Below are 21,296 nucleotides of genomic sequence, written 5' to 3'. Positions count from 1 at the left end.
CGGACACCAGGTACCCTGGTGCGCGAAGGGGCCTTAGCTCAGTTGGTAGAGCGCTGTCTTTGCATGGCAGATGTCAGGGGTTCGACTCCCCTAGGCTCCACTCTTTGCACCCCCTCCGACCTGCGGAAACGTAGTCGGAGGGGGTGCTTTTTCGTGCCTTCGTGCCTCAATCGAGCACCGGAAAGCGGCGCGGGGCCAGGAAGAGGGCGAGGACGGCGAGGGCGGCGGCCGTTGCGGCGCCGACGTAGACCCAGTCGACCGCCGTGGCGAGGGCGTCGCGCAGCGGGCCCGCGGCGGCGCCGGAGGTGGCGCCGGAGGAGAGCGAGTCGAGGATGCTGCCCCCGGTGGACGGGAGGGCGGAAGAGGTGCCCTGCAGACGGGAGTTGAGGATCGCATTGGCCAGGGCGCCGAAGACGGCGGCGCCGATGCTGGAGCCGAGCTGGCGGCAGAAGAGGAGCGAGGCCGTCGCCGTACCGCGTTCCGAGACGGTCACCGTCGACTGGACCCCGACGAGCAGGGGCAGCTGGGTGATGCCGAGGCAGGCGCCGAGGGCCAGCGAGATGAGGGCGGGGTACCAGGGGCTGTGGGTGCCGGAGAGGGCGGGGAAGGCCAGCAGGACGGGGCAGGCGACGGCCATACCGGTCATCGCCGACTGGCGGAATCCGATGCGCCGGTAGACGTGCTGGCTGAAGGCCGCCGAGAGGGGCCAGGCCACCGACATGACGGCCAGCACGAAGCCCGCCCGCAGCGGATCGAGGCCGAGCACGGACTGGGCGTAGGTGGGGAGGAAGACGGTCGGGGCGATGGTCATCACGCCGAGCGCCCCCATGGCCAGATTGGCGGCGGCGATGGTGCGGCGGCGCCATACCCAGCCCGGGAGGATGGGATCTGCCGCGCGCCGCTCCACCACGACCGTGAGGGCCAGCAGGACGGCGCCGGTGCCGAAGAGGCCGAGGGACGGCGCGGAGAGCCAGGGCCAGGCGTGTCCGCCCTGGATGATGGCGGTCAGCAGGGCGCAGCCGGTGAGGAAGAGGGCCAGCGCGCCGGCCCAGTCGACCCGCAGGCGCCCGGCGGCGCGCTCTCGGTGCGGCTCGCTCAGGCGGCGGGCCAGCAGGACGAGCGAGACCAGCCCGAGCGGGACGTTGAGCAGGAAGATGAGGCGCCAGTCGGCCCAGGTGGTGATCAGGCCGCCGACGGCGGGGCCGAGAACGGCGGAGCCGGCCCACACGGAGGAGATGGCGGCCTGGATCCGCGGGCGTTCCTTCAGGGGGTACAGGTCGGCGGCGAGGGTCTGGACGGTGCTCTGGATCGCGCCTCCGCCGAAGCCCTGGACGATGCGGAAGACGATCAGCGCGGCCATGTTCCAGGAGGCCGCGCACAGCGCGGAGCCCGCCAGGAAGAGGCCGATGCCGAACAGCAGGACCGGCTTGCGCCCCAGGGTGTCGCTGAGCTTGCCGTAGACCGGCAGGGACACCGTGCCGGCGAGCAGATACCCGGAGAAGAGCCAGGAGAAGTACGAGAACCCGCCGAGGTCGCCGACGATCTGCGGAACGGCCGTGGCCACCACCGCGCTGTCCAGGGCCGCCAGCGCCATCGCCATCATCAGGGCGAAGACGAGGGCACGGCGGCCGGGCGGTGCGGCCGGGCGGTCCGCGGTGTGTTGCGGGTCGGCGGTGCGGGGTCCTCCGGGCCGGCTCACCGTGCGCTCCCCGGGCGCTCCGGGCTGCCGGGATGGTAGCTGCCGGTCATCAGGGGGACGCCGAGCAGCGGTTCCAGGCGGCTGAGCAGGAGCTCGGAGGTCCGCTCGACGGCCGCCGGGTCGTCATCCTGGACGATGAACCGGGCCAGCGCCTGGCCTCTGGCCACCTCGCTGCCGGGGCCGGTGCGGTACTCGCCGAAGCCGATGACCTCCTTGACAGCGGGGTGCCCGTCCAGGGGCGCCAGGGTCGCGTCGGGGCCGAGCCGGCCGGCCTCGCGGGGGATGACGACGCGGACCGCGGTGCAGCCGGCCCGGAAGGGCGGCGCGGCGACGTCGTCGGCCCCGGCGAGGACGTCCAGCAGCGCGGCGTAGACCTCCTGCCCGGTGGCGTGGCGGTAGGCGGCGGGCAGGCCGCCGCCCATCACCCGGGGGTTGAACTCGACCAGGACGGGCCCCCGCGGGGTGACCATGATCTCCAGGTGGAAGACGCCGATGTCGGCACCGATCGCCCCGCAGACCCGGCGGGCGTACTCCCAGCACGCGGTGGCCTGCTGCGCTTCCAGGCCGGCCGGGATGAAGGACCCCAGGGCGGTGACCCCGTCGCCCGCCCAGCGGTAGCGGCCGCTGATGCACAGCGGGAAGAACCGGCCGTCGCGGGCGCCGATCTCCACCGACACCAGCTCCCCCACCAGGAACTCCTCGATGAGGACGCCGCGCCGGAACTGGCCGCGCCAGTCCTCGGGCACCGCATCGAGGCCGCGCTGCAGCCGCTGCCAGGCCGACCTGGCCTCCGCCGCGTCGTGGACCACACAGGCGAGCAGCCCGGCCGCCCCGGACGGTGGCTTGAACACCACGGGGTAGCCGATCCGCTCCGCCGCGGCCAGCGCCGCCGCCTCGTCGGTGGCGGTCGCGAAGTGTGCCGAGGCCAGGCCCGCGGCCTGCAGCGCCGCCCGGGTGCGGTCCTTGCGCCGGGCGATGAGCACTGCCTGTGGTGAGGTGCCCCGCAGCCCCAGTGCGCGGCAGGCCGCCGCCACCGCCTCGGCGGACATCTCGTGCTGCGTGGTGACGAAGTCGATGGGGTGTGCGGCGTGGCATTCGGCCAGCGCCGCGGTCACCACCTCGTGATCGGTGGTGACCAGCCCGTCGACGAGCCGGTCCACGGACGAGACCAGGGCCAGGTTGGCGTCGGTGAGCGGGTACTGGGTGTGTGCGGACTGCAGATAGGTGACCCGGTGTCCCGCGCTCTTGGCCAGCCTGATGGCTTGCAGGGCAGGGGGGTTGGAGTCGACGAAGGCCAGGTGCATGCCATTCCCGGTGGGGCTGTAGGGGCGAGGGGCGCGGGCGGTCAGCGGTAGTGGGTGACTCCGTCCTTGACGCGGTAGGCGTCGCGCTCGAAGAGCTGGAACGCGACCGCGTCACGGTCGTGGAAGAGCGCGCCCGCCCTGGCCATGTTGCGCCGCAGGAGCCCCCGGGCGTAGCTCTCCGGGTCCTCGTCGGTGAGCGCTTCCAGATAGGCCCGGTGCTGGAGCACCGCCTCGACGGCGCGGTCCTCGGCGCCCGCGACCTCCACGGCGTGCGTGGGGTACGGGGAGCCGGCGACGGCCATCCACCGCACGCCTTCCCAGGGGTCGAGGCCGTCCTCGGTGAAGACATAGCGGTTGCCGGCGTCGACGACGGCGTCCAGCGCGGCCCGGCCGACGACCCGGTGGTCCGAGGTGTTCCAGGAGACGCCGCGCCAGTGCTCGTGGTGGTTGACCGTGAGCACCACTTCGGGCCGGTGGCGGCGGATGGCGGTGGCGAACTCCCGGCGCAGCGCCACCGAGTCCGTGATCAGCCCGTCCGGGTGGTCCAGGAAGTCGACCGAGGTCACCCCGGCGACCGCCGAGCTCGCGCGCTGCTCCCGTTCCCGCAGCGGCCTGGCCTTCTCCGGGTCGCAGCCGTCGATGCCGGCCTCGCCGCGGCTGGCCAGGACGTAGGCGATCTCCTTGCCGCTGCCGGTCCAGGTGATCACCGCCGGACCCATGGCGTATTCGATGTCGTCGGGGTGTGCCACCAGCGCCAGTCCGCGCGACCAGTCGGTGGGCATCTCCTCGAGCGGTGCCGTCATTGTTGCTCCCTGCTCTCGGTGTGGGTGCCGCTCCCGGCGGCGGTGGGGTGGCCGGCCAGTACGGCGTCGATGCGCCGCAGGCCCTCGGCCAGGACGTCCGGCTGCCGGGCGAAGGTGAGGCGGAGGCCGTGCTCGGTGCCGAACACCTCGGCCGGCATCAGCAGCACGCGCTCCCGGCGCAGCACCTCGCGGCAGAACTCCAGCGAGGACGGCAGGCCGGGGGTGTGCAGCCAGGCGTACGGGGTGCCCTCCGGCTGCCACATCCGCAGCGTGCCGCGGTGCCGGGCGGCCCAGCGCTCCAGCATCTGTTGGCCATCGGTGATCAGCTGCCGGTAGCGCCGCACATGCTCCTCGCGGCGCTCCAGGATCCCGGTGGCCAGCTGCTCCAGGACCACCGAGTTGGTGACGGTGGTGAAGTGCTTGTACTGCATGGCCGCGTCCACGACCTCGGGCGGGCCGCACATCCAGCCGACGCGCAGGCCCGGGACCCCGTAGACCTTGGAGACGCTGGACACGGAGACGGCGTGTTCGTACGCCCCGACCCAGGAGTCGGCGCCGAGATCGGCGACGTACTCCTCGTCGAGGATCAGATGGCCGCCGTGCCCCCGCAGCGCCTCGGCCAACTCCTTGATGCCGTCGGCGGTGACCTTCCGGCCGGTCGGATTGCAGGGCGAGTTGAGCACCACGGCCCTCGTGCGGGGGCCGATCCTGCGCAGCGCCGCGGCGATGTCCGGGCGGCCGTCGGCGGTGGTGCCGACGGCGTCCACCCGGCATCCGGCGCGGGTCAGCACCGGCTCCGCCTGCTGCCAGCCGGGGGTGAAGATCACGGCGTGGTCGCCTGCGGACAGCAGGGTGCGGTAGAGGAGGTAGAGGGCTTCCTGCCCGCCGTGGGTGATGCCTATGTGGGACACGTCGCGGCCGTAGAGGCCGGCCACGAGGTGGCGCAGCGGGGCGGTCCCCCGGTTGTTGCCGTAGTCGAGGAGGCAGTCGGCGGGCAGGGCGTGGTCGGACAGGCGGCTGCCGCCCACATAGCTGTCGCCGAGGTCGATGTCGTAGTGGCCGTGGGCCTCGTCGAAGTACCACTGGCGCATGGTGATCGTGGTCATGAGGCCAGCCGCCTGCGGAATGCCGGGGTCCACCGGCCGGCCACGACGGGCCGGGCCGGACCGGTGAGGGTGACCTCGCCGGCGTCGGAGATGCCGACGGCGAGCCGGCCGCCGGGCATCTCGACGGTGACCTCGGGGCCGGTCAGCCCGAGGGTGTGGGCGGCGACGGCCGCCGCACAGGCGCTGCTGCCCGAGGCGAGCGTGTAGCCGGCGCCCCGCTCGTAGGTCTCGATGCGGATGCGGTCGGCGGCGCCTACCTCCATGAGCTGGACGTTGATGCGCCCGGGGAAGCGGTCGTGGCCGGCGAGCACGGGGCCCACGTGCCGGGCCAGCTCCTCGGTCACCTCGGTGCCGTCCAGCGGGAGGACGCAGTGCGGGTTGCCCAGGAAGACACAGGTGGCCGTCCACTCGCGGCCCGCCGCCGGGAGGGTTTCGCGCAGCATCTCCCGGCGCGGACCGGTGGCACCGATCAGCTCGCTGTCCAGCGACGCCCGCCCCATGGAGACGCGTACGGGGGCACCGCCTGCGGTGTGGTCCGGGCCGGAGGAGGCGGCGGCCGGTGCGTCCGGGCCCGGGGCCTGGTCCACCAGTTGCACGGTGACCGGCCCGGCCGGGGTGCGGACGGTGAACTCCGGTTCCCCGGTCCAGCCGTGGTCGTGGAGGTAACGGCCGAAAATGCGCAGCCCGTTGCCGCTCTGCTCGCATTCGGTGCCGTCGGAGTTGAAGGTGCGCAGCCCGAAACCGTGCTCCTCGGGGAGCGGGCCGTAGAGGACTCCGTCGGCACCGGGACCGTAGTGGCGGTCGCAGATCAGCCGGATGTTCTCCGGTGTCGGCGCCACCTGGCCGGCGGCCGGCGCGATCACCAAGTAGTCGTTGCCCAGGGCCTCGTACTTCACGAAGTCATGGCCGTCCGCCATGTCGCGGCGAGGGGGCGGAAGGGGTGGTGGCACGTCCTCCCCCTCAGGCTTTGGCGCCGACCGCGACGGGGGACCGGTCCTGCATCCGCCGCAGCAGTTCGTCGAGGTAGTCCTGTGAGGTGTTGAGCCTGATCATGGCACCCAGGGCGATGTCCCGGCCGATCAGGGCGTCGCCGTCCACCAGCGGCGCCACGACGTTCTTGAACCAGCCGGAGGCGTGCCCGGCGTCGATGCCGATGTGCAGGTCGTGGTAGGTGATGCCGACCTCGTGCAGGCCCAGTCTGCGCCAGGTGTCGACCACGCAGCGGAAGCGGCGGGGCGCCAGGTACTCCGTCACGCCGAAGTAGCCCACGGCCTTGAAGTAGTGCCGGCGGGCGAGACCGAGGCAGGCGGAGAGGTTTCCGCAGATCCCGGCCTCCAGCATGAAGCTGTCCCGGATGAAGGCCGGGTCGGCGCCGATGGAGTCCAGGGCCTGGGAGAAGAGGCTGGTGTGGACCTGCTCGGCGTCGCCGTTACCCATCTCGTCCCAGTAGTTGGCGGCTATCTCCATCTTCTCGCCGCCGGTCCGGCCCATCTGCATCGAGGCGAGGATGTCGTCGAAGCGCGGGTCGAGGCTGGTCTCCTGGGCGAGCAGCAGCCGCAGGTCCTCCCGCGAGCCCCGCTGCTCGATGTGCTCGTGGTAGAGCGGGTGCCGGCCGGCCGGGTGGTCGTTGACGAGGTTCTTCAGCCAGCGGACGTAGTCCGTGCCGGACCGCGGGTAGCCGGTGACGGTCTCCTCGTCGATGCGGGCGGTTTCCTCACCCAGCATGGCCGCTTCCAGGATCGCGGCGACATCGCGCAGAAGGGGCGTGCGTTCGTGGTCGACCTCGGCGATGACCACGCCGGAGAAGTCCCGGTCGTAGATGAGGGCGAGGAGTTCGTGCATGTCGGCGAGCGCGGCGCGGTCCTTGCCGGCGTAGGCGCGCCCGGTGAGCTCCTTGCAGGCGGCGGCCAGCGCGCCGCGGAAGGCGTAGTTCTCGGTGAGCAGGGTCAGTTCGCCGGCGGTACAGGACTCCAGGGCGCGCACCGCGGACAGCGGACCCTCGGCGAGCCGGGCTTTCCAGTTCTCAGGCATGGGGAATCAGCACAATCTTCTAGGTATGGGTGGTGAGGGGAGGCGGCGGCCGGGCTCAGCCGGCGTCCTCGGACAGCGCGACGGAGTCGTGCTCGTCGCCGTACCACTTGTGCTGCCAGCGCGAGAACGCGACGATCACGATGTCCCGGTGTCCGGGCCGGTCACCGGCCGCCACGACGTCGGTCACGTCGTGGGCGATGGCCTTGTCGTCGAGGAGTACGGCCTGGCCCGCCTCGAGCGTCCCGCTCCAGAAGGGCTCGTCGGCGCCGGGCTTCCACAGCCGGGTCTCGCCGCCGCCCACGTCCTGCCGGCGCAGTACGGCGATCATCACGAACTCGTGGCCGTCGTGGTGCACGCCCTCGGGCGTCAGCGGCCCGGGGCGGCCGGCCTCGGCCCGGGTGCGGTTCTGGTGCACATTGATCTGCCAGTCCTCGCCGCGGTCGAGGCCGATACCGGCGATGCCCCGGGAGATCAGGCCGGTGAAGTCGGCCTTGACGGGCTCATAGGTCCGGCGGATGCCGCCGGCGGCCTTGTTGAACTTCTTGAGCGCCGTGTAGTCCCGGTGCGGCAGCAGCGCGAAGTTCCAGGCGTCGCCCTCGGCGGGGGACAGCCGGTACTGCGAGAACCGTTTGAAGCGTGTGCCGTTGCCCATGTAGTCGTCGACCGGAAGGTCGTCGTAGCTGTCCAGGAGTTCCGTGGGGACGGCGGGCAGATCGAAGACGGTGAATCCCTGGGTGCCGATCGGCATGACGTGCTCCTTTGTGAGGAGGAGGGAGTCCTTGTGGGTGGGCCGGGTTCGGTGTTCGTGGGCGGTGCTCGGTGTGGGTGGGCGAGCGCGGCCCGGTGCTTCGTCCGGGCAGCGCTTCTCGGCGTGGACGGACGGGTGGTGACGAGCGGTCAGCTGGTCACGGAGCAGGTGGTCAGGTGGTCACGGGGCAGGTGGTCAGGATGGTCGGTGGGCGGCGGGGGCGACCGCCGGTCGCAGGGCACGGGCCCACGCCTGGAGTTGGGGGTCGGCCAGGGAGTCCAGCAGCCAGTCGTGGTCCAGCTCCTGGCCGGCCAGCGAGGGCACGGTGACCAGGTGGAGCCCCGCGGCGCGGGCCGCGCGGATGCCCGTGTGGGAGTCCTCGAAGGCGACACAGGAGGCGGGGTCGGCGCCGAGCGCCCGGCAGGCGGTGAGATAGAGGTCGGGGGCGGGTTTGGGAGCCGCCACCTCGTCGGCCGCGAACGAGAGCGGCAGCAGATCGGCCAGGCCGGAGCTCCCCAGCGCGGTCTCCAGCAGCGACCGGGGGCTATTGCTGGCGACGGCGACGGGCAGCCGCTCGGCACAGGCCCGTACCAGGTCAGCGGCCCCGGGCAGCGCGGCCACCCCGTCGGCCAGCTCCCGGCGCACGCCCTCCAGCAGCTCGGCGGAGAGCAGCTCACCCTCGCCGGGACGCCCGAAGTAATCGGCCATCACCTCGCCGACGCCCTCCACGGTCTTGCCGATGACAAGTTGCTTTTCGGCCAGGCCGAATTCGCGCCCGTGCGCACGGAAGAGCGCGCCCTCCGCGCGTGACCAGCAGGTTTCCGTGTCCAAAAGAAGCCCGTCGCAGTCGAATACGATCGCTTCGAGCTCGATGGGCAGCGGAAAAGCGGCCGAAAGAGCCGGGTTGCTGGCCAAAATTCCTCCATGTGGTGCCGTTCCGAGGTGGCGCTCTACCGGTTTTCGAGCATGGGACAGCCAGTGATGGCCGAAATCAAGCCACCACGCGCAGCGTGAGGAAAGTGGAATCAAAGATTCCCGCGGAAAAGCGGAATTACAGCCTCCCAATGGATCCCCCCGTGCAGCGGCCCCCGGCATCGGGACGCGCGAACGGAGGCCGTTCGCGCGGCCGTTGGGGACAGTCACCGCCCCTGTTCGCGGGTGTGAAGCCGCAAGGAACTCCGGGCAGTTGATGTCGCTAACTCAAGACAGAGTATCCGGTTTTGGGAAAGAAATGCTGTGTGGCGTGCGTCACAATCACCGGTGATTGACATATCCAAGCAAGATCCGCTGTTCTATTCGAGCCAACACCGGAAGTCGGGAATCCATCCGGTTTTCAAAACTGATGTTGTCCGGGGGGACTTCAGCCCGTAAGGGCAAAGGCGTGGTGCTTTCGGGCACCGCGTTGGTCCGCAAGGGCAATTCTGGATCACTGGATTCCGGGGATATCCGCAAGATCCCAAAGGGGGGGTGAATCACCATGCGTAAGTACACCAAGCCGGAGGCCAAGAAGGTCAACCAGGGCACCGTTCTGGGCTCCGTGGTCTGAACCACGGCGGTCTGAACCGCAAAGGCGCCACACCTCAAGGTTGTGCCTTGAGGTGTGGCCCCTTCCCGGTGCCGACCGTCTTTCTCCTTCACTTCCGTGGGAGTCGCGCCGCTTTGCACGGCGTTTCCGCCTTGTGGCGGAGGAACCAGCACATGAAACGAGCGAGGTAACGATGTGTGGGCTGAGCGGAATCGCTCGCGTGGACGGAAGGGCGCTGACCGGCGCCGCGGACTCCCAGCTCCAGCGAATGGTTCAGGCCATAGCGCACCGCGGCCCCGACGGTGAGGCCTCCTACCGTTCGGGCCCGGTCGGATTCGGCTTCGTACGGTTGTCGTTGGTCGACGTGGCCGGCGGTGACCAGCCGCTGCGGACCGAGGACGACGACCTGGTTCTGATCGCCAACGGCGAGATCTACAACCACGAGGAACTGGCCGCCACGCTCCCGAGCGGCACGCGGCTGCGGACCCGCTCGGACTGCGAGGTGCTGCTCCACCTCTACCGCCGTGACGGGCTGCGCTTCCTGGACAAGGTGCGCGGGATGTTCTCCCTCGCCCTCTACGACCGCACCCGGGGCCGGCTGCTGCTGGCCCGCGACCGGTTCGGCATCAAGCCCGTCTTCTACCACCAGAACGCCGAGCGGGTCGTCTTCGGCTCGGAGGTCAAGGCGCTCTTCGAGGACCCCGCCTGCCCCCGTGAGCTGGACTGGGGGCGCGCGCTGCGCGACCAGGCCATGACGCGTGCGCCGGCGTTCGACGAGAGCCCGGCCCACTCCTGGTTCAAGGACATCGAGCTCGCCCCGGCCGGCTGTGTGGTCTCCTTCGACCTGCGTTCCGGCGAGCGCTCGACCCACCGCTACTGGTCGTTCCCCGAATTCGACTCCACCGGCGGCGCGTCCGAGGAAGAGCTGGTGCGCCGCTACGGCGAGCTGCTGTCCTCCGCGGTGGCCGACTGCGAGATGGCCGACGTCGAGATCGGCCTCTTCCTCAGCGGCGGAATCGACTCCGCCGCGGTGGCCGCACTGGCCTCCGGCAAGCCCCAGACCTTCACCGCGCTGAACGGCAGCACCCTCGCCAACGGCGACTCCGAATGGGGGCACCGCACGGCCGGGATTCTGGGACTGACGAATCATCAGATCCTTTTCCGCACCGATTCCGTCCCCGGTGCGGAGGAGTGGAAGCGGTTCCTGTGGCTGATGCAGACGCCGCTGGCCGGTCCCGAGGCGTTCTACAAGCACGAGATGTATCGCTACGTCCGTGACCGGACGCCGCATATCAAAGCCATGCTGCTGGGCGGCGGGGCCGATGAATTCAACGGCGGTTACTCCAAGGGCATCGCGGGCGGCGGTGAATGGCCCGATTTCCTGGACAACCTGGACCGTATGGCGGTCCGCCGGGACCAGTACCGCAGCCCCGAACTGGGTGCCTGGTGGGACGTCCCCGGCCTGCCGCTGGTCAAGTCCTCGGTGCTGCGCGACGCCGCCGGCCGCCCGGCCCACGAGCCGTACGAGGCGCTGTTCCGCTGGAAGTACCGCGATGTGCAGCAGTACAACTGCTGGCACGAGGACCGGTCGGCGGCCGGCAACGGCATCGAGGCCCGGGTGCCGTTCCTGGACCACCGCCTCATCGAGCTGGTGGCCGCGGTGCCCCGGGCGCTGCGCCCCCGCCTGATCTGGGACAAGCAGATTCTGCGGCGTTCCCTGGTCGGCCACCTTCCCGACGAGCTGGTGCACCGCCCCAAGGGCCCCTTCTTCTACGGGGAGGGCGTCCGGCACACCTACCGCGCGTTCGGCGCCATGCTCGCCCAGGACGGCGGCCGGCTGCTGGAGGAGGCGCTGAGCGGACCCGGCGCCCGGGAGTTCCTGGACGCGGACAACCTGCGGGCCACGCTGCGTCAGCTGCAGGCCAATCCCTCCTCCGGGCACGTGGAGTTCCTGCTCTCGGCGGTCAACCTCGGCCTGTTGGAGCAGATGGCCGCCTCGCTGCCCGCCCCGCACGTCCAGGTGGCCAAGGCGCCCGTGCCGCAGTCGGTGCCGGTGGGCGACTGGGACACCGACGCGGAGAAGATCGAGGCGGAGGTCGTACGGCGGCCTCCCGTCGACCCGCGGACCCGCGCGGCGGTCGCGGAGAACGTGCTGCTGCTCAAGGACCCCGCCGAACCGTCGGTGTGGTACGTGATCATCGACGGCGAGATCGAGTACGTCCTGGACGAGGACGAGCTGCCCGAGTGGTCCGCCGTGCTGCGGGCGCTGGACGGTGAGCGCACGATCGGCGAGGTCCTCGACGGGCTCGGGCACAGCCTGGAGACCGTGCACGAAGAGCTCGCCGACGCCATCGACCTGGGGATCGTGGTGACCGTGGAGGCGGCGCCATGACCACGGCTGCCGGCCGGGCGGTGCCCGACGGGAGCCGGCAACGCCGCTCCGTCTCCACCTTCACACCGGTCGGCTGGCGGCCCGAGCCCCGGCAACTGATGGCCGCCGCCACGGTGGCGGCCTTTGCCGTTGGGCTGTGGACCGTGGGCTCGGGTGCCCTGCGGGTGGTGGCCGTCCTGCTGGTGGCCGAAGCCGTGCTGATGGGCCTGCCGTGGCGGGTGCCGCGGGGCGGGCGCAGCGGCGCGAGCATCTGGGCGGAGACGCTGGCCGGACTGGTGGCCCCGCTGGGCGCGCTGGCGCTCACCGCGTACACGGCTCCCCAGTGGCTCACCCGGACCGGGGAGTGGTGGTGGTTCGCCGTGGCGCTCGCCGTCGGCGCCGGGCTGGTCGTGCTGAGCGGGCTGCGTCCGGCCGGGCTGTTCACCGGTGAACTCGCCTTCGTGCTGGGGCCCACTCCGCGCTCCCACGGCAGCGCCCGCGCCTTCGCGGGCGCGGTGGGCGCCGTCGGGGAGGAGATCCTTTTCCGCGCTCCCGTGCTGATGGTGGCGGACCCGGCGCTGCTGGGGCTGCTGGCGGCGACGGCCTTCGTGGCGCAGCACCACATCCAGCCGGGCGCCAACCGGCGCGGCACGGTCCGCTCCACCGCGGTGGAGATCGCCGGGGCCGTGGCGCTGCTCGCACTGACCCTGGCCTCGCAGTCGGTCTACCCGGCCCTGCTCGCCCACCTCGTCAACAACATCCCTCAGATCGTCATCGAACTACAGCGCGAGAACGAGGACAGGAGCTGGTCGTGAAACCGGACTTGGACGGGTGCCTGGACGCACTCAGGCGCAAGGACCTGGCCCCCGACGACCCGGTCGCCGTCGTGGTGGTCGGCTCGGTCACCCGGGGCTGGGCACACGCCGCGAGCGACTTCGACCTCTACGTCCTCACCGGCGCCCCCTGCCGGATGCCGGGCGCCCGGACGGTGGCGGTGCCGCTCACCCCGGACACCGTCACCTCGGTGGACTTCACCGACGGCGGCCGGCGGTACGAGGTCACCTACTGGACCGACGCCCAGGTCGGCCAGATGCTGGACAAGGTCACCTGGGACGCCTTCGACTCCGATGAGTCCTCGCTGCGCATCCTCACCTCGAACGAGGAACTGTTCCTGGAGCGCCTGTCCGGCGGGGTGGCACTGACCGGCGCGGACTGGCTCAAGCGGCGCGCGGAGCAGCTGCACGACTCCGCCTACCGGGCGTTCGTCGCGACCCGCTCCCTCTCCGAGGCGGACGGCAAGGTCGAGCAGGCGCTCGGCATGCTGGAGAGCGGCGACACCCACAGCGCCGTTCTCGCCGCCAAGGTCGCCTTCCAGCAGGCCACCGACGCCCTCCTGGACAGCCACGGCGTCTACGGCACCCACACGCCCAAGTGGCGGGCCCGCCGGGTGCGGGACGCCGGTCTCGACGTCCTGCCCTTCGAGCGGTACTGGGCCCTGGAGACCATGGCCGACTTCGACCCGCAGCACCCCGAGGACTGGGTGCGCCGGACCGTCGGGTTCTGCAAGGACCTGTCCCTGGAGGTGGAGATCTGATGACAGCACCTCATCCCTTCGGCCCCGAAGCGGTGCCGCGGCGCAGCATGACCGCCCGGATGCGCAAGTTCCGCGGCAAGCTCATCGTCGCCAACGGCCCGCACGCCGTCGAGCTCGACGAGATCGGGACGTTCGTGTTCAAGCGGGTCGACGGCTCGACCAGCGTCCAGGGCATCGCCGAGCAGCTGGCCGCCGAGTACGACGTCTCCGTGCAGGTGGCCGCCGAGGACATCGGCGAACTGCTCGCCGACCTGGCCGGCAGCGGCGTGGTGGAAGCGACCGCGCCGTGACCGTCACCGGTCAGGACCGGTGCCGTGCCGGGTGTGCGTAGGTCCGGACCGTAGTGGCGAAGGGAGATCTCATATGTGCGGAACCGCGGGCATGTTCGTGGGCTGCGCGGCGCTGACCCAGTGCCCCAAGCAGCTGCTGCTGCACCGGGTGGCCGCCGACGACGCCCCCGAGCCGCCCTCGACTCCCGGTGACTACCGCAGCCCGTTCCGCAATTGGTACGAGCGCGCCGCCGTACGGCAGGCACCGCGCCGGACCCTGCGCGAGGACGAGTCCGGCCGCCACTACTTCCCGCCGGAGCTCGTCCCCATCACCCAGCACCCGCTGGTGAAGGAGCTGCCCGCGGCGGTGCACGAGGAATTACTGGTCCAACACCTCTACCGCTACCTGGACTTCACGGCACGGCTGGAGTCCCTGGTGGTCAACCGCACGGTCCTGTCCATCGCGCAGAACACCGTCGGCGTGCAACTCCCGGAAGAGATGCGCTTCGACGCGTACAAGATCTATTGCGACGAGGCGTACCACACGCTGTTCTCCATCGACCTGGCGCGACAGGTGGAGCAGCGGACCGGGATCGCGCCGCGGCTGCCGCGCCAGCCGTTCTTCCTGGACCGGCTCCACCGGCTCCTCGACGAACTCCCGCCCGCAGACGGCGCGCTGGCCGAGCTCCTTTTCGTGGTGGTGTCGGAGACCCTGATCTCCGCGAGCCTCGCCGAGGTCCCCGACAGCTCCGAGGTGGTGGCCGCGGTCTCCGGGACCGTACGCGACCACGCCGGTGACGAGGGGCGCCACCACGCGTACTTCGCCATGTTCCTGCGGCAAATGTGGGGCCAGCTCTCGCCGGCGGAGCGGCGTGCCGCGGCACGGCTGGTGCCCCGGCTCATCACGACGTTCCTCCACCCGGACCTGCCCGCGATCCGGGAGGAACTGATCCGCTACGGGCTGGGCGAGGACGACGCGCACTGCGTCGTGGCGGAGACCTACCCGCCGGAGATCCTCAGCCAGCACCTTGCCGCCATGTCCCGGCAGACCGTGCGCTACTTCGAGTCCCTCGGCGCATTCGACGACGCGCGAGCCCTCGAGGAACTGCACGTCCACGGGATCAGGAAATGAAAGAGAGATTTCACAGCCCATGAATGAGACGCCAGCCCTCCCGGTCGAGGTGCATTGCCACGGATTTGGCGAGGTGGACTTCTCGGAGTTCGCCAATTTGGATCTCGTCCTGCTCGATCGCAGATCAGCCGAGGAAGGCGTGGTGTGCATCCCCACGCTCTATCTCCACCGGTCCGCGCTCGAGAAGTTCGAGTGGTTCATGCAGCGCTACGCCGACCTGCGCCGCAACGGCAAGCTGCCGCACATCCCCGGCATCGCGCTGGAGGGGCCGCTGCTCGCCAGCCACGGCGGCACCCCCGAGGCGACCGTCTGGGCCCCCACCCGCCACGAGTGGGAGCGCCTGGCCAGGCTCGGCGACCTCGGGCTGGTCTACACCGTGATGTCGCCCGACGCGTTCACCACCGCCTCGGGCCTGTACGACAACCTCGACGACCGCCACCCGCGCCTCGACTGGATCGTCCCGCAGCTGCTGGCCCACGGGGTGCGGCCCGCGCTGGGGCACTTCACCCGGCAGGACCCCGCCGCGAGCGCCGAGCTCGTCCGGGACATCGTCGACATCGCCTGGCAGAGCGAGTGGACGGGCAGCGGTGCCCGGGTGATCACCGACCACCTGTTCAACGACATGCCGCTGAACATCAAGCACGCCTTCCGCACCTCCGCCGCGCGGGCCAGGCGGGAGAGCACCCTGACCGCGTACGACCTGCCGAACTGGACGCTGGCCGACATGGACCAGATCGCCGGTCCGGTGCCTGCCGCGATCATGAACGAGGCGGCCGCCGGACGGATCGCGGCCTGCATCAACTTCGACGGCGAACATGTCGACCTGGCCATCGCCGCCCGCGCCGCCGAGCTGATGGGCCACGCCAACACCATGCTGATGACCGACCGCTGCGACTCCGCGCGGATCGGCGGGCAGGCCCTGCACCAGACCGATGACAACGGCCTCTGGTACCAGGACGGCGGCATCGTCGCGGCCGGCTCGCAGCCCCTGGCCCGGCAGACCCGCAACGCCCAGGGGCAGGGCGTGGCTGCCGACCCGCTGTGGCAACTGGTCGGCGGCACGGCGCACCGCGCCTTCGGAACCCAGGCGGACGGCCCGGGGCTGCGGCCCGCCGCCCTGTCCGCGCAGCAGTGAGCGCCCTACCCGCCCGGGCGCCGGCGCTTCCTTGGCACAGCACCCTCACGGCGAACACAGGAGAAAGCGATGCTTGATGAACTGGACCGGTTGACCGTCGACTGGTCGGACCTGCACAAGGCGCGGGCCCAGACGAACGAGATCCTCACGGCCCTGGCCGAGGACAAGCAGGCGATGACGCATCTGCTGGAGCGGGCTCGTGAGGAGGAGGACCTTTTCGACAAGTGCGAGCACCACCGGCTGCTGGACAAGCTGGTGGTCTACGACGCACTGGACCGCGGGTTCCGTATCCGGGTGCACGTCTCGACCGAGGATCACCGGGACCGTCCGCACGACCACCGCTTCACCTTCACCTCCCTCATCCTGCGCGGTCACTACCGCCACGTCCGCCACCAGCTGGTGGGGCGCCCCGAGGGGGTCCCGGAGGATGCCCAGGACGACTTCGACGCCCAGGACTCCGACCTGCGGGTGATCCCCCGGTTCGTGACCAACGAGGTCGCCGGCAACTGCTACACGCTGCACCACTCCGAGATCCACACCACCTACACCACCCCCAACACCGTCTCCCTCTTCCTGCGCGGCCCCGCGGAGAAGGAGCGCTCGCTGATCACCGAGCGGGAGACCGGCCGGGTGTGGTGGCGCTTCGGTGAGGACAAGGAGAAGGCGGCCCGCAAGGGCAGCAAGCGCATCAGCAAGGCGTACTACGACGAACTCACCGCGCGGCTGCGGGGAATGGAGGTCCTGTGATGACCAGCGCGACAGCCGACCGCACCCAGGCCGCGGTCTCCCTGATGGAATCCCTGCCGACGGTGCGCTGGGACGACATCGAGTCCGCGGCCGAGGTCACCGAGCGGATCGCCCGCCGTCTCGGTGACGACCCCGAGCTGCTGGGCACCCTCCTGGAGCGGGTCCGGCGCACACCGGCGCTGCGGGAGAAGTGTGAGTGCCACGCCCTGGACGACAAGATCGTCCTGTGGGACGACCAGGAGAAGGGCCTGCGTATCAGGCTGCGGCTGGCCAACACCGACCAGTACGAGCGGGTGCACAACCACCGCTACAGCTTCACCGCCTACATCCTGCGCGGCGCCTACCGGCACACCCTCTACGCCACCGACCAGCCGCTGGACGAGAGGGCCGACGTCGACCGCTTCTGGCCGTACTTCGTGCGCGAGGAGGCCGAGGGCCGCTGCATCACGCTCGATCACGAGCAGCTGCACACCACGATCACCGAGCCCGAGACGATCTCGCTGATGATCCAGAGTCCGGCGCGCAAGGACCGGGCGTTCATGATCCGCCGGTCCGACGGCCAGGTGTGGTACCGGCTGGGTGCCGCGGAGGAGAGCGCGGAGCGGCGCCGTGAGGTCCGTATGTCCGATGAGCGGTTCGAGCACTGGGCCGGGCGCCTGAGGACGATGGGCGTCCTGTGACGGTCCAGGAAGGGGTTCTGCGCTACGGCGACTCGCCGTGGCAGCGGATCGATCTGTACACCCCCGTGCGGGGTCCGGTCCGCTGTGCGGCCGTGATCTTCCACGGCGGGTTCTGGCGGCACGACCGCATCGCCCGCGACCTGGAGCCGCTGGCCGTCGCGCTGGTGCGGCGCGGGTGCGCCACCGCCGCGGTGGAGTACCGCCCGGCCTGGGACGGCGGGCAGTGGCCTGCGGCCGCCGAGGACGCCGCCGAGGCACTGGCGCGGCTGGATGCCGCGGGTGCGCCGTGGCGGGAGGCGACGCTGGTGGGGCACTCCGCCGGGGCGCACCTGGCGCTGGCCGCCGTCGCCGGGCGGGGCGAGGGCCGGCGTGCGGTGTTGCTGGCACCGGTCGTCGACCTGGCGCAGGCCGTTGCGACCGGTACCGGCGGGCCGGCCGTCGGGCACTTCCTCGCCGGTCATCTGGCGGCCGGCGGCACCGCCGACGAGGCGACGCCCCGGCCCTCGCGGGCCGATCTGGCGTCGCTGACCGTCGTCGAGGCGGCCGGCGACCAGGCGGTGCCCACCGAGCTGACGAAGTACCAGATCGAGCAGTGGCAAGGCGGCGGGCTCGCCGTGGACCACCGCACCGTTCCCGGCGCCCGCCATATGCACCTGGTCAATCCGGAGCGGGACGGCTGCGCCGCGGTACTGGCGCTGCTGGCCGGTGACCCGGCGGCCGCCGAGGGGAGCGCGTCATGACCCGGACGGCGCGCCGGGCGCGGGTGCTCGGCCCGTCCGGGCCCGGGCGCCCGCTGCGGATCGGCGTGCTGGCCTCGGCGACCGGCGGGAACCTGCGCACGCTGCTGGCGCTGCAGCACACCGCGCCGGACCGCTTCCAGGTCTGCCTGGTCGCCTCGCACGGGCAGCGGGTCACCGCGCTGGACGTGGCGCGCGAGGCGGGCGTGGAGGCGTGGACCGGCGACTTCGACGCGCACTGCGGCCCGGCGTCGCAGGCGGCCGCCGATGGTCCGGACGCCGTACGCCGCTACCGCGAGCGGGCCCGCTCCTGGCACGACGGGCTCAACTCCCGTATGGCGTCCTGGGAAGCGGACAACGGCCCCCTGGACCTGGTGGTCCTGGCCTACCACCGCTGGATCGAGGGGGCGCTGCTGGACCGCTACGCCCACCGGATGATCAACCAGCATCCGGGCGACCTGAGCGTGCTGGCGGACGACGGCAGCCGGGCGCTGACCGGCAAGGACCCGGTCCGGCTCGCCATGAGCCGGGGACACCGCGCGACCCGGACGTCCTGCTTCCTCGTCGACGGGACCCACGACGGCGGCGCCGTGCTGTGCATGGGCCCCCCGGTGCCGGTCGGCGACCGCCGCCCCACCACCGAGGACGCCTGGCAGCAGGAACTGCTCCAGAAGGAACGGAGCGACCGCCCCTGCCTGGAGTGGACGGTGCGCGCCTTCGCCGCCGGGCGCCTGGCCGTGGACGGCGCATGCCACGCCGACGGCAGCCGGGTGGTGCTGGTCGACGGGGAGGTCACCCCGCTCGGAGGAAAGAGACTCGATGACACTGACGACTGACGCGGCATGCCGCTCGGCGGTCGCGGCCGACGCGCTCGACGCACTGACGGCCGACCCCGACAAGCGCGAGCTGTACCGCTACGACACCTACGCCCGCGAGGGACTGGACTCCTTCGCCGCGATGGGGGCGCTGGAGCGCTCCCGGGGCGTGACGTTCGTCGCGCTCAAGCCCGACGCGGTCGCCGGGCGGCGCTGCCGTCAGCTCCTGAACGTGCTGTACGAGGAGGGCTGGTTCCCGCTGGCGGCGACCACGGTGCGCTTCGATCCGCTGCTGACCCGGGAGCTGTGGCGCTACCAGTTCAACGCCGCCTCGCAGCAGCGCATCGCCGTCGTCGACCACCTGCTCGGCTCGGGCCCCTCCCTCCTGGTGCTGCTGGGCGACGCCCGGCGCCCCGCGTGGATGCCCGCCAGCGTCCGGCTGACGGCCGCCAAGGGCAGCGCGGACCCCGAGGCCGCGCGCGGCCGGGATCTGCGGACCCGGATCGGCCGGGTGAACGGCCTGTTCAACTTCATGCACACCGCGGACGACCCGGCCGACGTGGTCCGCGAGCTGCAGCTGTTCTCCTACCAGACCGGCTGGCAGTGGTGCCGCCAGGCGCTGACCTGCGAGGGCCCCGGGCAGCCGCCCGCACCGGGCAGCGGCCCCGCGCACGACCTGCTGCCCGAGCTGGAGGCCGCCATCCCCCAGCACGACCTGGACCTGGCCCTGTCCCTGCGCCGCCTGGAGCGCGGCACCGACGCCTGGGCCCACCTGGCCGCGACCGCCGCCGCCCCCGAGCACATCGGCGCCTGGCTGGCGGAACTGGCCCGTACCCCGCTCCCGTACGGCAGCGCCCGCTGGGATGTGCTGTCGGTGGTCACCGGCTGGATCGACTGCAACGAACCGGGCGTGGCGCCCCTGCTGCCCACCTCGTCGGCCGCCGCCTGGCAGCCCGCCGCACCCGGCGGGAACCCGACCGCGAAGGAGACCGAACGGTGCCTGTCCTGAACACCGGCGCGCAGCACACGCAGATACCGCCCTTCGCGGGCGCGGGCAACCTGATCTACCGGTCCGCGCACGTCCCCCGCTTCGTCGGCGGCGAGGGCTGTTTCCTCCAGGCGGCCGACGGGCGGCGGTATCTGGACGCCGAGGCCGCCAACGGCACCCTCTCCTGGGGGTACGACAGCGAGATCCTGCGCGAGGCGCTGAACCGCTGCATGGAGCTGCCGGCCCTCCCGTCGTTCTGCGAGTCGGAGCTGCGGCTGGCCGTCCTGGAGCGCATCGAGCGGCTGTGCTCCGAGGCCGTGGGGGCGCCCGGCCGGGTCGAGCTGGACCTGGGCGGCGCCCAGGGCATGGAGACCGCGCTGCGCATCGCCTTCAGCAACAACGGGCCCGGCACGGTCGTGGTCTTCGAGGGCGCCTTCCACGGCCGCTCCGGGGTGACGAGCATGCTCAGCAGCAGCCCGCGCTACCGCGAACTGCTCGCCGCCTGGGGCCTGGAGGTCGTACGGCTGCCCAGCCCCGACTGTCTGCGCTGCCCGCACGCCCGGCCCGCCGGCGGCTGCTCCGGCGGCTGCACACAGGCCGTCGCCCGCTGGGGCTCGGAGCTCAGCGGGGTCGGCGGCCGCCACCACGGCCGCAAGGTCTCCGCCTTCATCTTCGAATCGGTGCAGAACGTGGGCGGCATGGTGACGCCCGACCCCGCGCTGCTGCGCGCGGCCGTCGACCACGCCCGTGCCCAGGGCGCCGTGGTCATCGCCGACGAGATCTTCACGGGCATGCACCGGGTCGGCCCCCGCTGGGGCTTCCAGCGCGCGGGCGTCAGCCCGGACGTCATCGTGACGAGCAAGGCGCTCACCAACGGCGCGGCCGCGCTCAGCGCCGTGTGGGCGCGCGAACCGCTGGCCGACCCCGAGCACTACCGGCCGGGCAGCCACTCCTCCACCTTCGTCGGGATCCCGCACGCGCTCGCCGTCACGGAGACCGTGCTGGACCGCTGGGAGGCGTGGAAGGACGTGGACAAGGACGTCCTCGCCCTGGAGGACGGTCTGCGCACCCGGCTGCGGCAGCTCGCGGACCGGTACCCCCGGCTCATCAGCCGGACCGATGCCATGGGAGCCACCGCGCGGATCGTGCTGAGCGGCCACCACGCCGCCCGCATCAGGGAGTTGGGTGCCCAGGTCCACCCCGATTACGGCCTGCTCGTGGCCTCAACCGGCATGGCACCGGACGTCCTCAACATCCACCCGCCGCTGGTGACCGGCGGGGCCGAGCTCGACCTGCTCGCCGAAATCCTCGGTCTGGCCTTCGGCGCGCTGGACCGGGAGACCGCGGACGGCCCGGGGAACGGCGCGCCATGAGCGACGACTTTGACCCCCTGATCTGTATGTGCGCCCATGTCAGGGAGAGCGAAATCCTCGCCGCGGCCGCCCGCGGCTGCCGCGACCTGGCGGCCGTGCGCGAGGAGACCTCGGCCAACACGGGCTGCGGGGACTGCGCCGAGGACGTCGAGGAACTTCTGGCGTACGCCGCGCCCCTGAGCGGCACCCCGCGCTCCTGAGCCGCACCCCGCGCCCCTGAAGCCGCACCCCGCACCGCT

General features: G+C 71.7%; 21 protein-coding genes and 1 tRNA gene. 14 read left to right on the top strand and 8 right to left on the bottom strand.

The annotated features are described in order from the left end of the window. Positions 1-27 precede the first annotated feature (27 nt). A tRNA-Ala gene (locus ABR737_RS23430) sits at positions 28-100 on the top strand. Between the two features lie 66 nt (positions 101-166). Here ABR737_RS23430 and ABR737_RS23425 read toward each other — a convergent pair. The 8 genes from ABR737_RS23425 to ABR737_RS23390 all read right to left on the bottom strand — a co-directional run bounded on the left by ABR737_RS23425 (position 167) and on the right by ABR737_RS23390 (position 8,606). After that, a complete protein-coding gene (locus tag ABR737_RS23425) occupies positions 167-1,699 on the bottom strand; it encodes an MFS transporter (RefSeq protein WP_350252072.1) in 1,533 nt (510 codons plus the stop codon). Then, positions 1,696-3,003 carry an ATP-grasp domain-containing protein gene (locus tag ABR737_RS23420; RefSeq protein ID WP_350252071.1) on the bottom strand — a complete coding sequence of 436 codons (1,308 nt, stop codon included), beginning with the start codon at positions 3,001-3,003 and terminating at the stop codon, positions 1,696-1,698. The genes ABR737_RS23425 and ABR737_RS23420 overlap by 4 nt, the downstream gene beginning before the upstream one ends. Positions 3,004-3,044: 41 nt before the next feature. After that, the gene (locus tag ABR737_RS23415; RefSeq protein WP_350252070.1) at positions 3,045-3,806 is read right to left on the bottom strand and encodes a PIG-L deacetylase family protein; all 762 of its coding nucleotides are present in this window, start codon (positions 3,804-3,806) and stop codon (positions 3,045-3,047) included. Next, on the bottom strand, positions 3,803-4,912 hold the full coding sequence (locus ABR737_RS23410; RefSeq protein WP_350252069.1) for a pyridoxal phosphate-dependent aminotransferase: 1,110 nt from the start codon (positions 4,910-4,912) through the stop codon (positions 3,803-3,805). The genes ABR737_RS23415 and ABR737_RS23410 overlap by 4 nt, the downstream gene beginning before the upstream one ends. Continuing rightward, positions 4,909-5,862, bottom strand: coding sequence for a diaminopimelate epimerase (gene dapF, locus ABR737_RS23405; RefSeq protein ID WP_350252068.1), 954 nt, complete (start codon positions 5,860-5,862; stop codon positions 4,909-4,911). The genes ABR737_RS23410 and dapF overlap by 4 nt, the downstream gene beginning before the upstream one ends. Before the next feature lie 10 nt (positions 5,863-5,872). Further along, entirely contained in the window at positions 5,873-6,943 is a 1,071-nt protein-coding gene (locus ABR737_RS23400; RefSeq protein ID WP_350252067.1) for an iron-containing redox enzyme family protein, read from the bottom strand. A 55-nt stretch (positions 6,944-6,998) separates the two neighbouring features. Continuing rightward, complete coding sequence (locus tag ABR737_RS23395; protein WP_350252066.1) at positions 6,999-7,691, bottom strand: 2OG-Fe dioxygenase family protein; 693 nt, start codon at positions 7,689-7,691, stop codon at positions 6,999-7,001. Between the two features lie 195 nt (positions 7,692-7,886). After that, positions 7,887-8,606: an HAD family hydrolase gene (locus ABR737_RS23390; RefSeq protein WP_350252065.1), complete on the bottom strand. Its 720-nt coding sequence runs from the start codon at positions 8,604-8,606 to the stop codon at positions 7,887-7,889. 803 nt (positions 8,607-9,409) lie between these two features. On the opposite strand from ABR737_RS23390, the gene asnB reads away from it, so the two are divergent. The 13 genes from asnB (at position 9,410) to ABR737_RS23325 (ending at position 21,257) form a co-directional block, all read left to right on the top strand. Further along, positions 9,410-11,608 carry an asparagine synthase (glutamine-hydrolyzing) gene (asnB, locus tag ABR737_RS23385; protein ID WP_350252064.1) on the top strand — a complete coding sequence of 733 codons (2,199 nt, stop codon included), beginning with the start codon at positions 9,410-9,412 and terminating at the stop codon, positions 11,606-11,608. Continuing rightward, on the top strand, positions 11,605-12,402 hold the full coding sequence (locus ABR737_RS23380; protein ID WP_350252063.1) for a CPBP family glutamic-type intramembrane protease: 798 nt from the start codon (positions 11,605-11,607) through the stop codon (positions 12,400-12,402). The genes asnB and ABR737_RS23380 overlap by 4 nt, the downstream gene beginning before the upstream one ends. Then, complete coding sequence (locus tag ABR737_RS23375) at positions 12,399-13,181, top strand: hypothetical protein (RefSeq protein ID WP_350252062.1); 783 nt, start codon at positions 12,399-12,401, stop codon at positions 13,179-13,181. The genes ABR737_RS23380 and ABR737_RS23375 overlap by 4 nt, the downstream gene beginning before the upstream one ends. Then, positions 13,181-13,471: a PqqD family protein gene (locus ABR737_RS23370; protein ID WP_350252061.1), complete on the top strand. Its 291-nt coding sequence runs from the start codon at positions 13,181-13,183 to the stop codon at positions 13,469-13,471. The genes ABR737_RS23375 and ABR737_RS23370 overlap by 1 nt, the downstream gene beginning before the upstream one ends. A gap of 73 nt (positions 13,472-13,544) precedes the next feature. Further along, positions 13,545-14,582, top strand: coding sequence for a diiron oxygenase (locus ABR737_RS23365; RefSeq protein WP_350252060.1), 1,038 nt, complete (start codon positions 13,545-13,547; stop codon positions 14,580-14,582). Between the two features lie 19 nt (positions 14,583-14,601). Beyond that, on the top strand, positions 14,602-15,717 hold the full coding sequence (locus tag ABR737_RS23360; RefSeq protein WP_350252059.1) for a hypothetical protein: 1,116 nt from the start codon (positions 14,602-14,604) through the stop codon (positions 15,715-15,717). A gap of 69 nt (positions 15,718-15,786) precedes the next feature. Beyond that, complete coding sequence (locus tag ABR737_RS23355; protein WP_350252058.1) at positions 15,787-16,464, top strand: hypothetical protein; 678 nt, start codon at positions 15,787-15,789, stop codon at positions 16,462-16,464. After that, positions 16,464-17,144 carry a hypothetical protein gene (locus tag ABR737_RS23350; protein ID WP_350252057.1) on the top strand — a complete coding sequence of 227 codons (681 nt, stop codon included), beginning with the start codon at positions 16,464-16,466 and terminating at the stop codon, positions 17,142-17,144. Before ABR737_RS23355 ends, ABR737_RS23350 begins: the two co-directional genes overlap by 1 nt. Further along, the gene (locus ABR737_RS23345) at positions 17,141-17,884 is read left to right on the top strand and encodes an alpha/beta hydrolase (protein ID WP_350252056.1); all 744 of its coding nucleotides are present in this window, start codon (positions 17,141-17,143) and stop codon (positions 17,882-17,884) included. Before ABR737_RS23350 ends, ABR737_RS23345 begins: the two co-directional genes overlap by 4 nt. Next, entirely contained in the window at positions 17,881-18,717 is an 837-nt protein-coding gene (locus tag ABR737_RS23340; RefSeq protein ID WP_350252055.1) for a hypothetical protein, read from the top strand. The genes ABR737_RS23345 and ABR737_RS23340 overlap by 4 nt, the downstream gene beginning before the upstream one ends. Then, positions 18,701-19,705, top strand: coding sequence for a nucleoside-diphosphate kinase (locus ABR737_RS23335; RefSeq protein ID WP_350252054.1), 1,005 nt, complete (start codon positions 18,701-18,703; stop codon positions 19,703-19,705). Before ABR737_RS23340 ends, ABR737_RS23335 begins: the two co-directional genes overlap by 17 nt. Continuing rightward, complete coding sequence (locus tag ABR737_RS23330; protein WP_350252053.1) at positions 19,693-21,057, top strand: aminotransferase class III-fold pyridoxal phosphate-dependent enzyme; 1,365 nt, start codon at positions 19,693-19,695, stop codon at positions 21,055-21,057. The genes ABR737_RS23335 and ABR737_RS23330 overlap by 13 nt, the downstream gene beginning before the upstream one ends. Then, a complete protein-coding gene (locus ABR737_RS23325; RefSeq protein ID WP_350252052.1) occupies positions 21,054-21,257 on the top strand; it encodes a (2Fe-2S)-binding protein in 204 nt (67 codons plus the stop codon). Before ABR737_RS23330 ends, ABR737_RS23325 begins: the two co-directional genes overlap by 4 nt. The last annotated feature ends 39 nt before the right edge of the window (positions 21,258-21,296 follow it).

It is taken from the genome of Streptomyces sp. Edi2, assembly GCF_040253635.1.
Classification (GTDB): domain Bacteria; phylum Actinomycetota; class Actinomycetes; order Streptomycetales; family Streptomycetaceae; genus Streptomyces.
This window is presented reverse-complemented; position numbering and strand designations above follow the sequence as displayed.

Excerpts from the sequence above, each read along its gene's own strand:
- ABR737_RS23350 (WP_350252057.1), top strand. The coding sequence starts at position 16,464 with ATGACCAGCGCGACAGCCGACCGCACCCAGGCCGCGGTCTCCCTGATG.
- ABR737_RS23340 (WP_350252055.1), top strand. The coding sequence starts at position 17,881 with ATGACCCGGACGGCGCGCCGGGCGCGGGTGCTCGGCCCGTCCGGGCCC.
- ABR737_RS23325 (WP_350252052.1), top strand. The coding sequence starts at position 21,054 with ATGAGCGACGACTTTGACCCCCTGATCTGTATGTGCGCCCATGTCAGG.
- ABR737_RS23355 (WP_350252058.1), top strand. The coding sequence starts at position 15,787 with ATGCTTGATGAACTGGACCGGTTGACCGTCGACTGGTCGGACCTGCAC.
- ABR737_RS23400 (WP_350252067.1), bottom strand. The coding sequence starts at position 6,943 with ATGCCTGAGAACTGGAAAGCCCGGCTCGCCGAGGGTCCGCTGTCCGCG.
- ABR737_RS23415 (WP_350252070.1), bottom strand. The coding sequence starts at position 3,806 with ATGACGGCACCGCTCGAGGAGATGCCCACCGACTGGTCGCGCGGACTG.
- ABR737_RS23360 (WP_350252059.1), top strand. The coding sequence starts at position 14,602 with ATGAATGAGACGCCAGCCCTCCCGGTCGAGGTGCATTGCCACGGATTT.
- ABR737_RS23365 (WP_350252060.1), top strand. The coding sequence starts at position 13,545 with ATGTGCGGAACCGCGGGCATGTTCGTGGGCTGCGCGGCGCTGACCCAG.
- ABR737_RS23395 (WP_350252066.1), bottom strand. The coding sequence starts at position 7,691 with ATGCCGATCGGCACCCAGGGATTCACCGTCTTCGATCTGCCCGCCGTC.
- asnB (WP_350252064.1), top strand. The coding sequence starts at position 9,410 with ATGTGTGGGCTGAGCGGAATCGCTCGCGTGGACGGAAGGGCGCTGACC.
- ABR737_RS23370 (WP_350252061.1), top strand. The coding sequence starts at position 13,181 with ATGACAGCACCTCATCCCTTCGGCCCCGAAGCGGTGCCGCGGCGCAGC.
- ABR737_RS23420 (WP_350252071.1), bottom strand. The coding sequence starts at position 3,003 with ATGCACCTGGCCTTCGTCGACTCCAACCCCCCTGCCCTGCAAGCCATC.
- ABR737_RS23380 (WP_350252063.1), top strand. The coding sequence starts at position 11,605 with ATGACCACGGCTGCCGGCCGGGCGGTGCCCGACGGGAGCCGGCAACGC.
- ABR737_RS23335 (WP_350252054.1), top strand. The coding sequence starts at position 18,701 with ATGACACTGACGACTGACGCGGCATGCCGCTCGGCGGTCGCGGCCGAC.
- ABR737_RS23410 (WP_350252069.1), bottom strand. The coding sequence starts at position 4,912 with ATGACCACGATCACCATGCGCCAGTGGTACTTCGACGAGGCCCACGGC.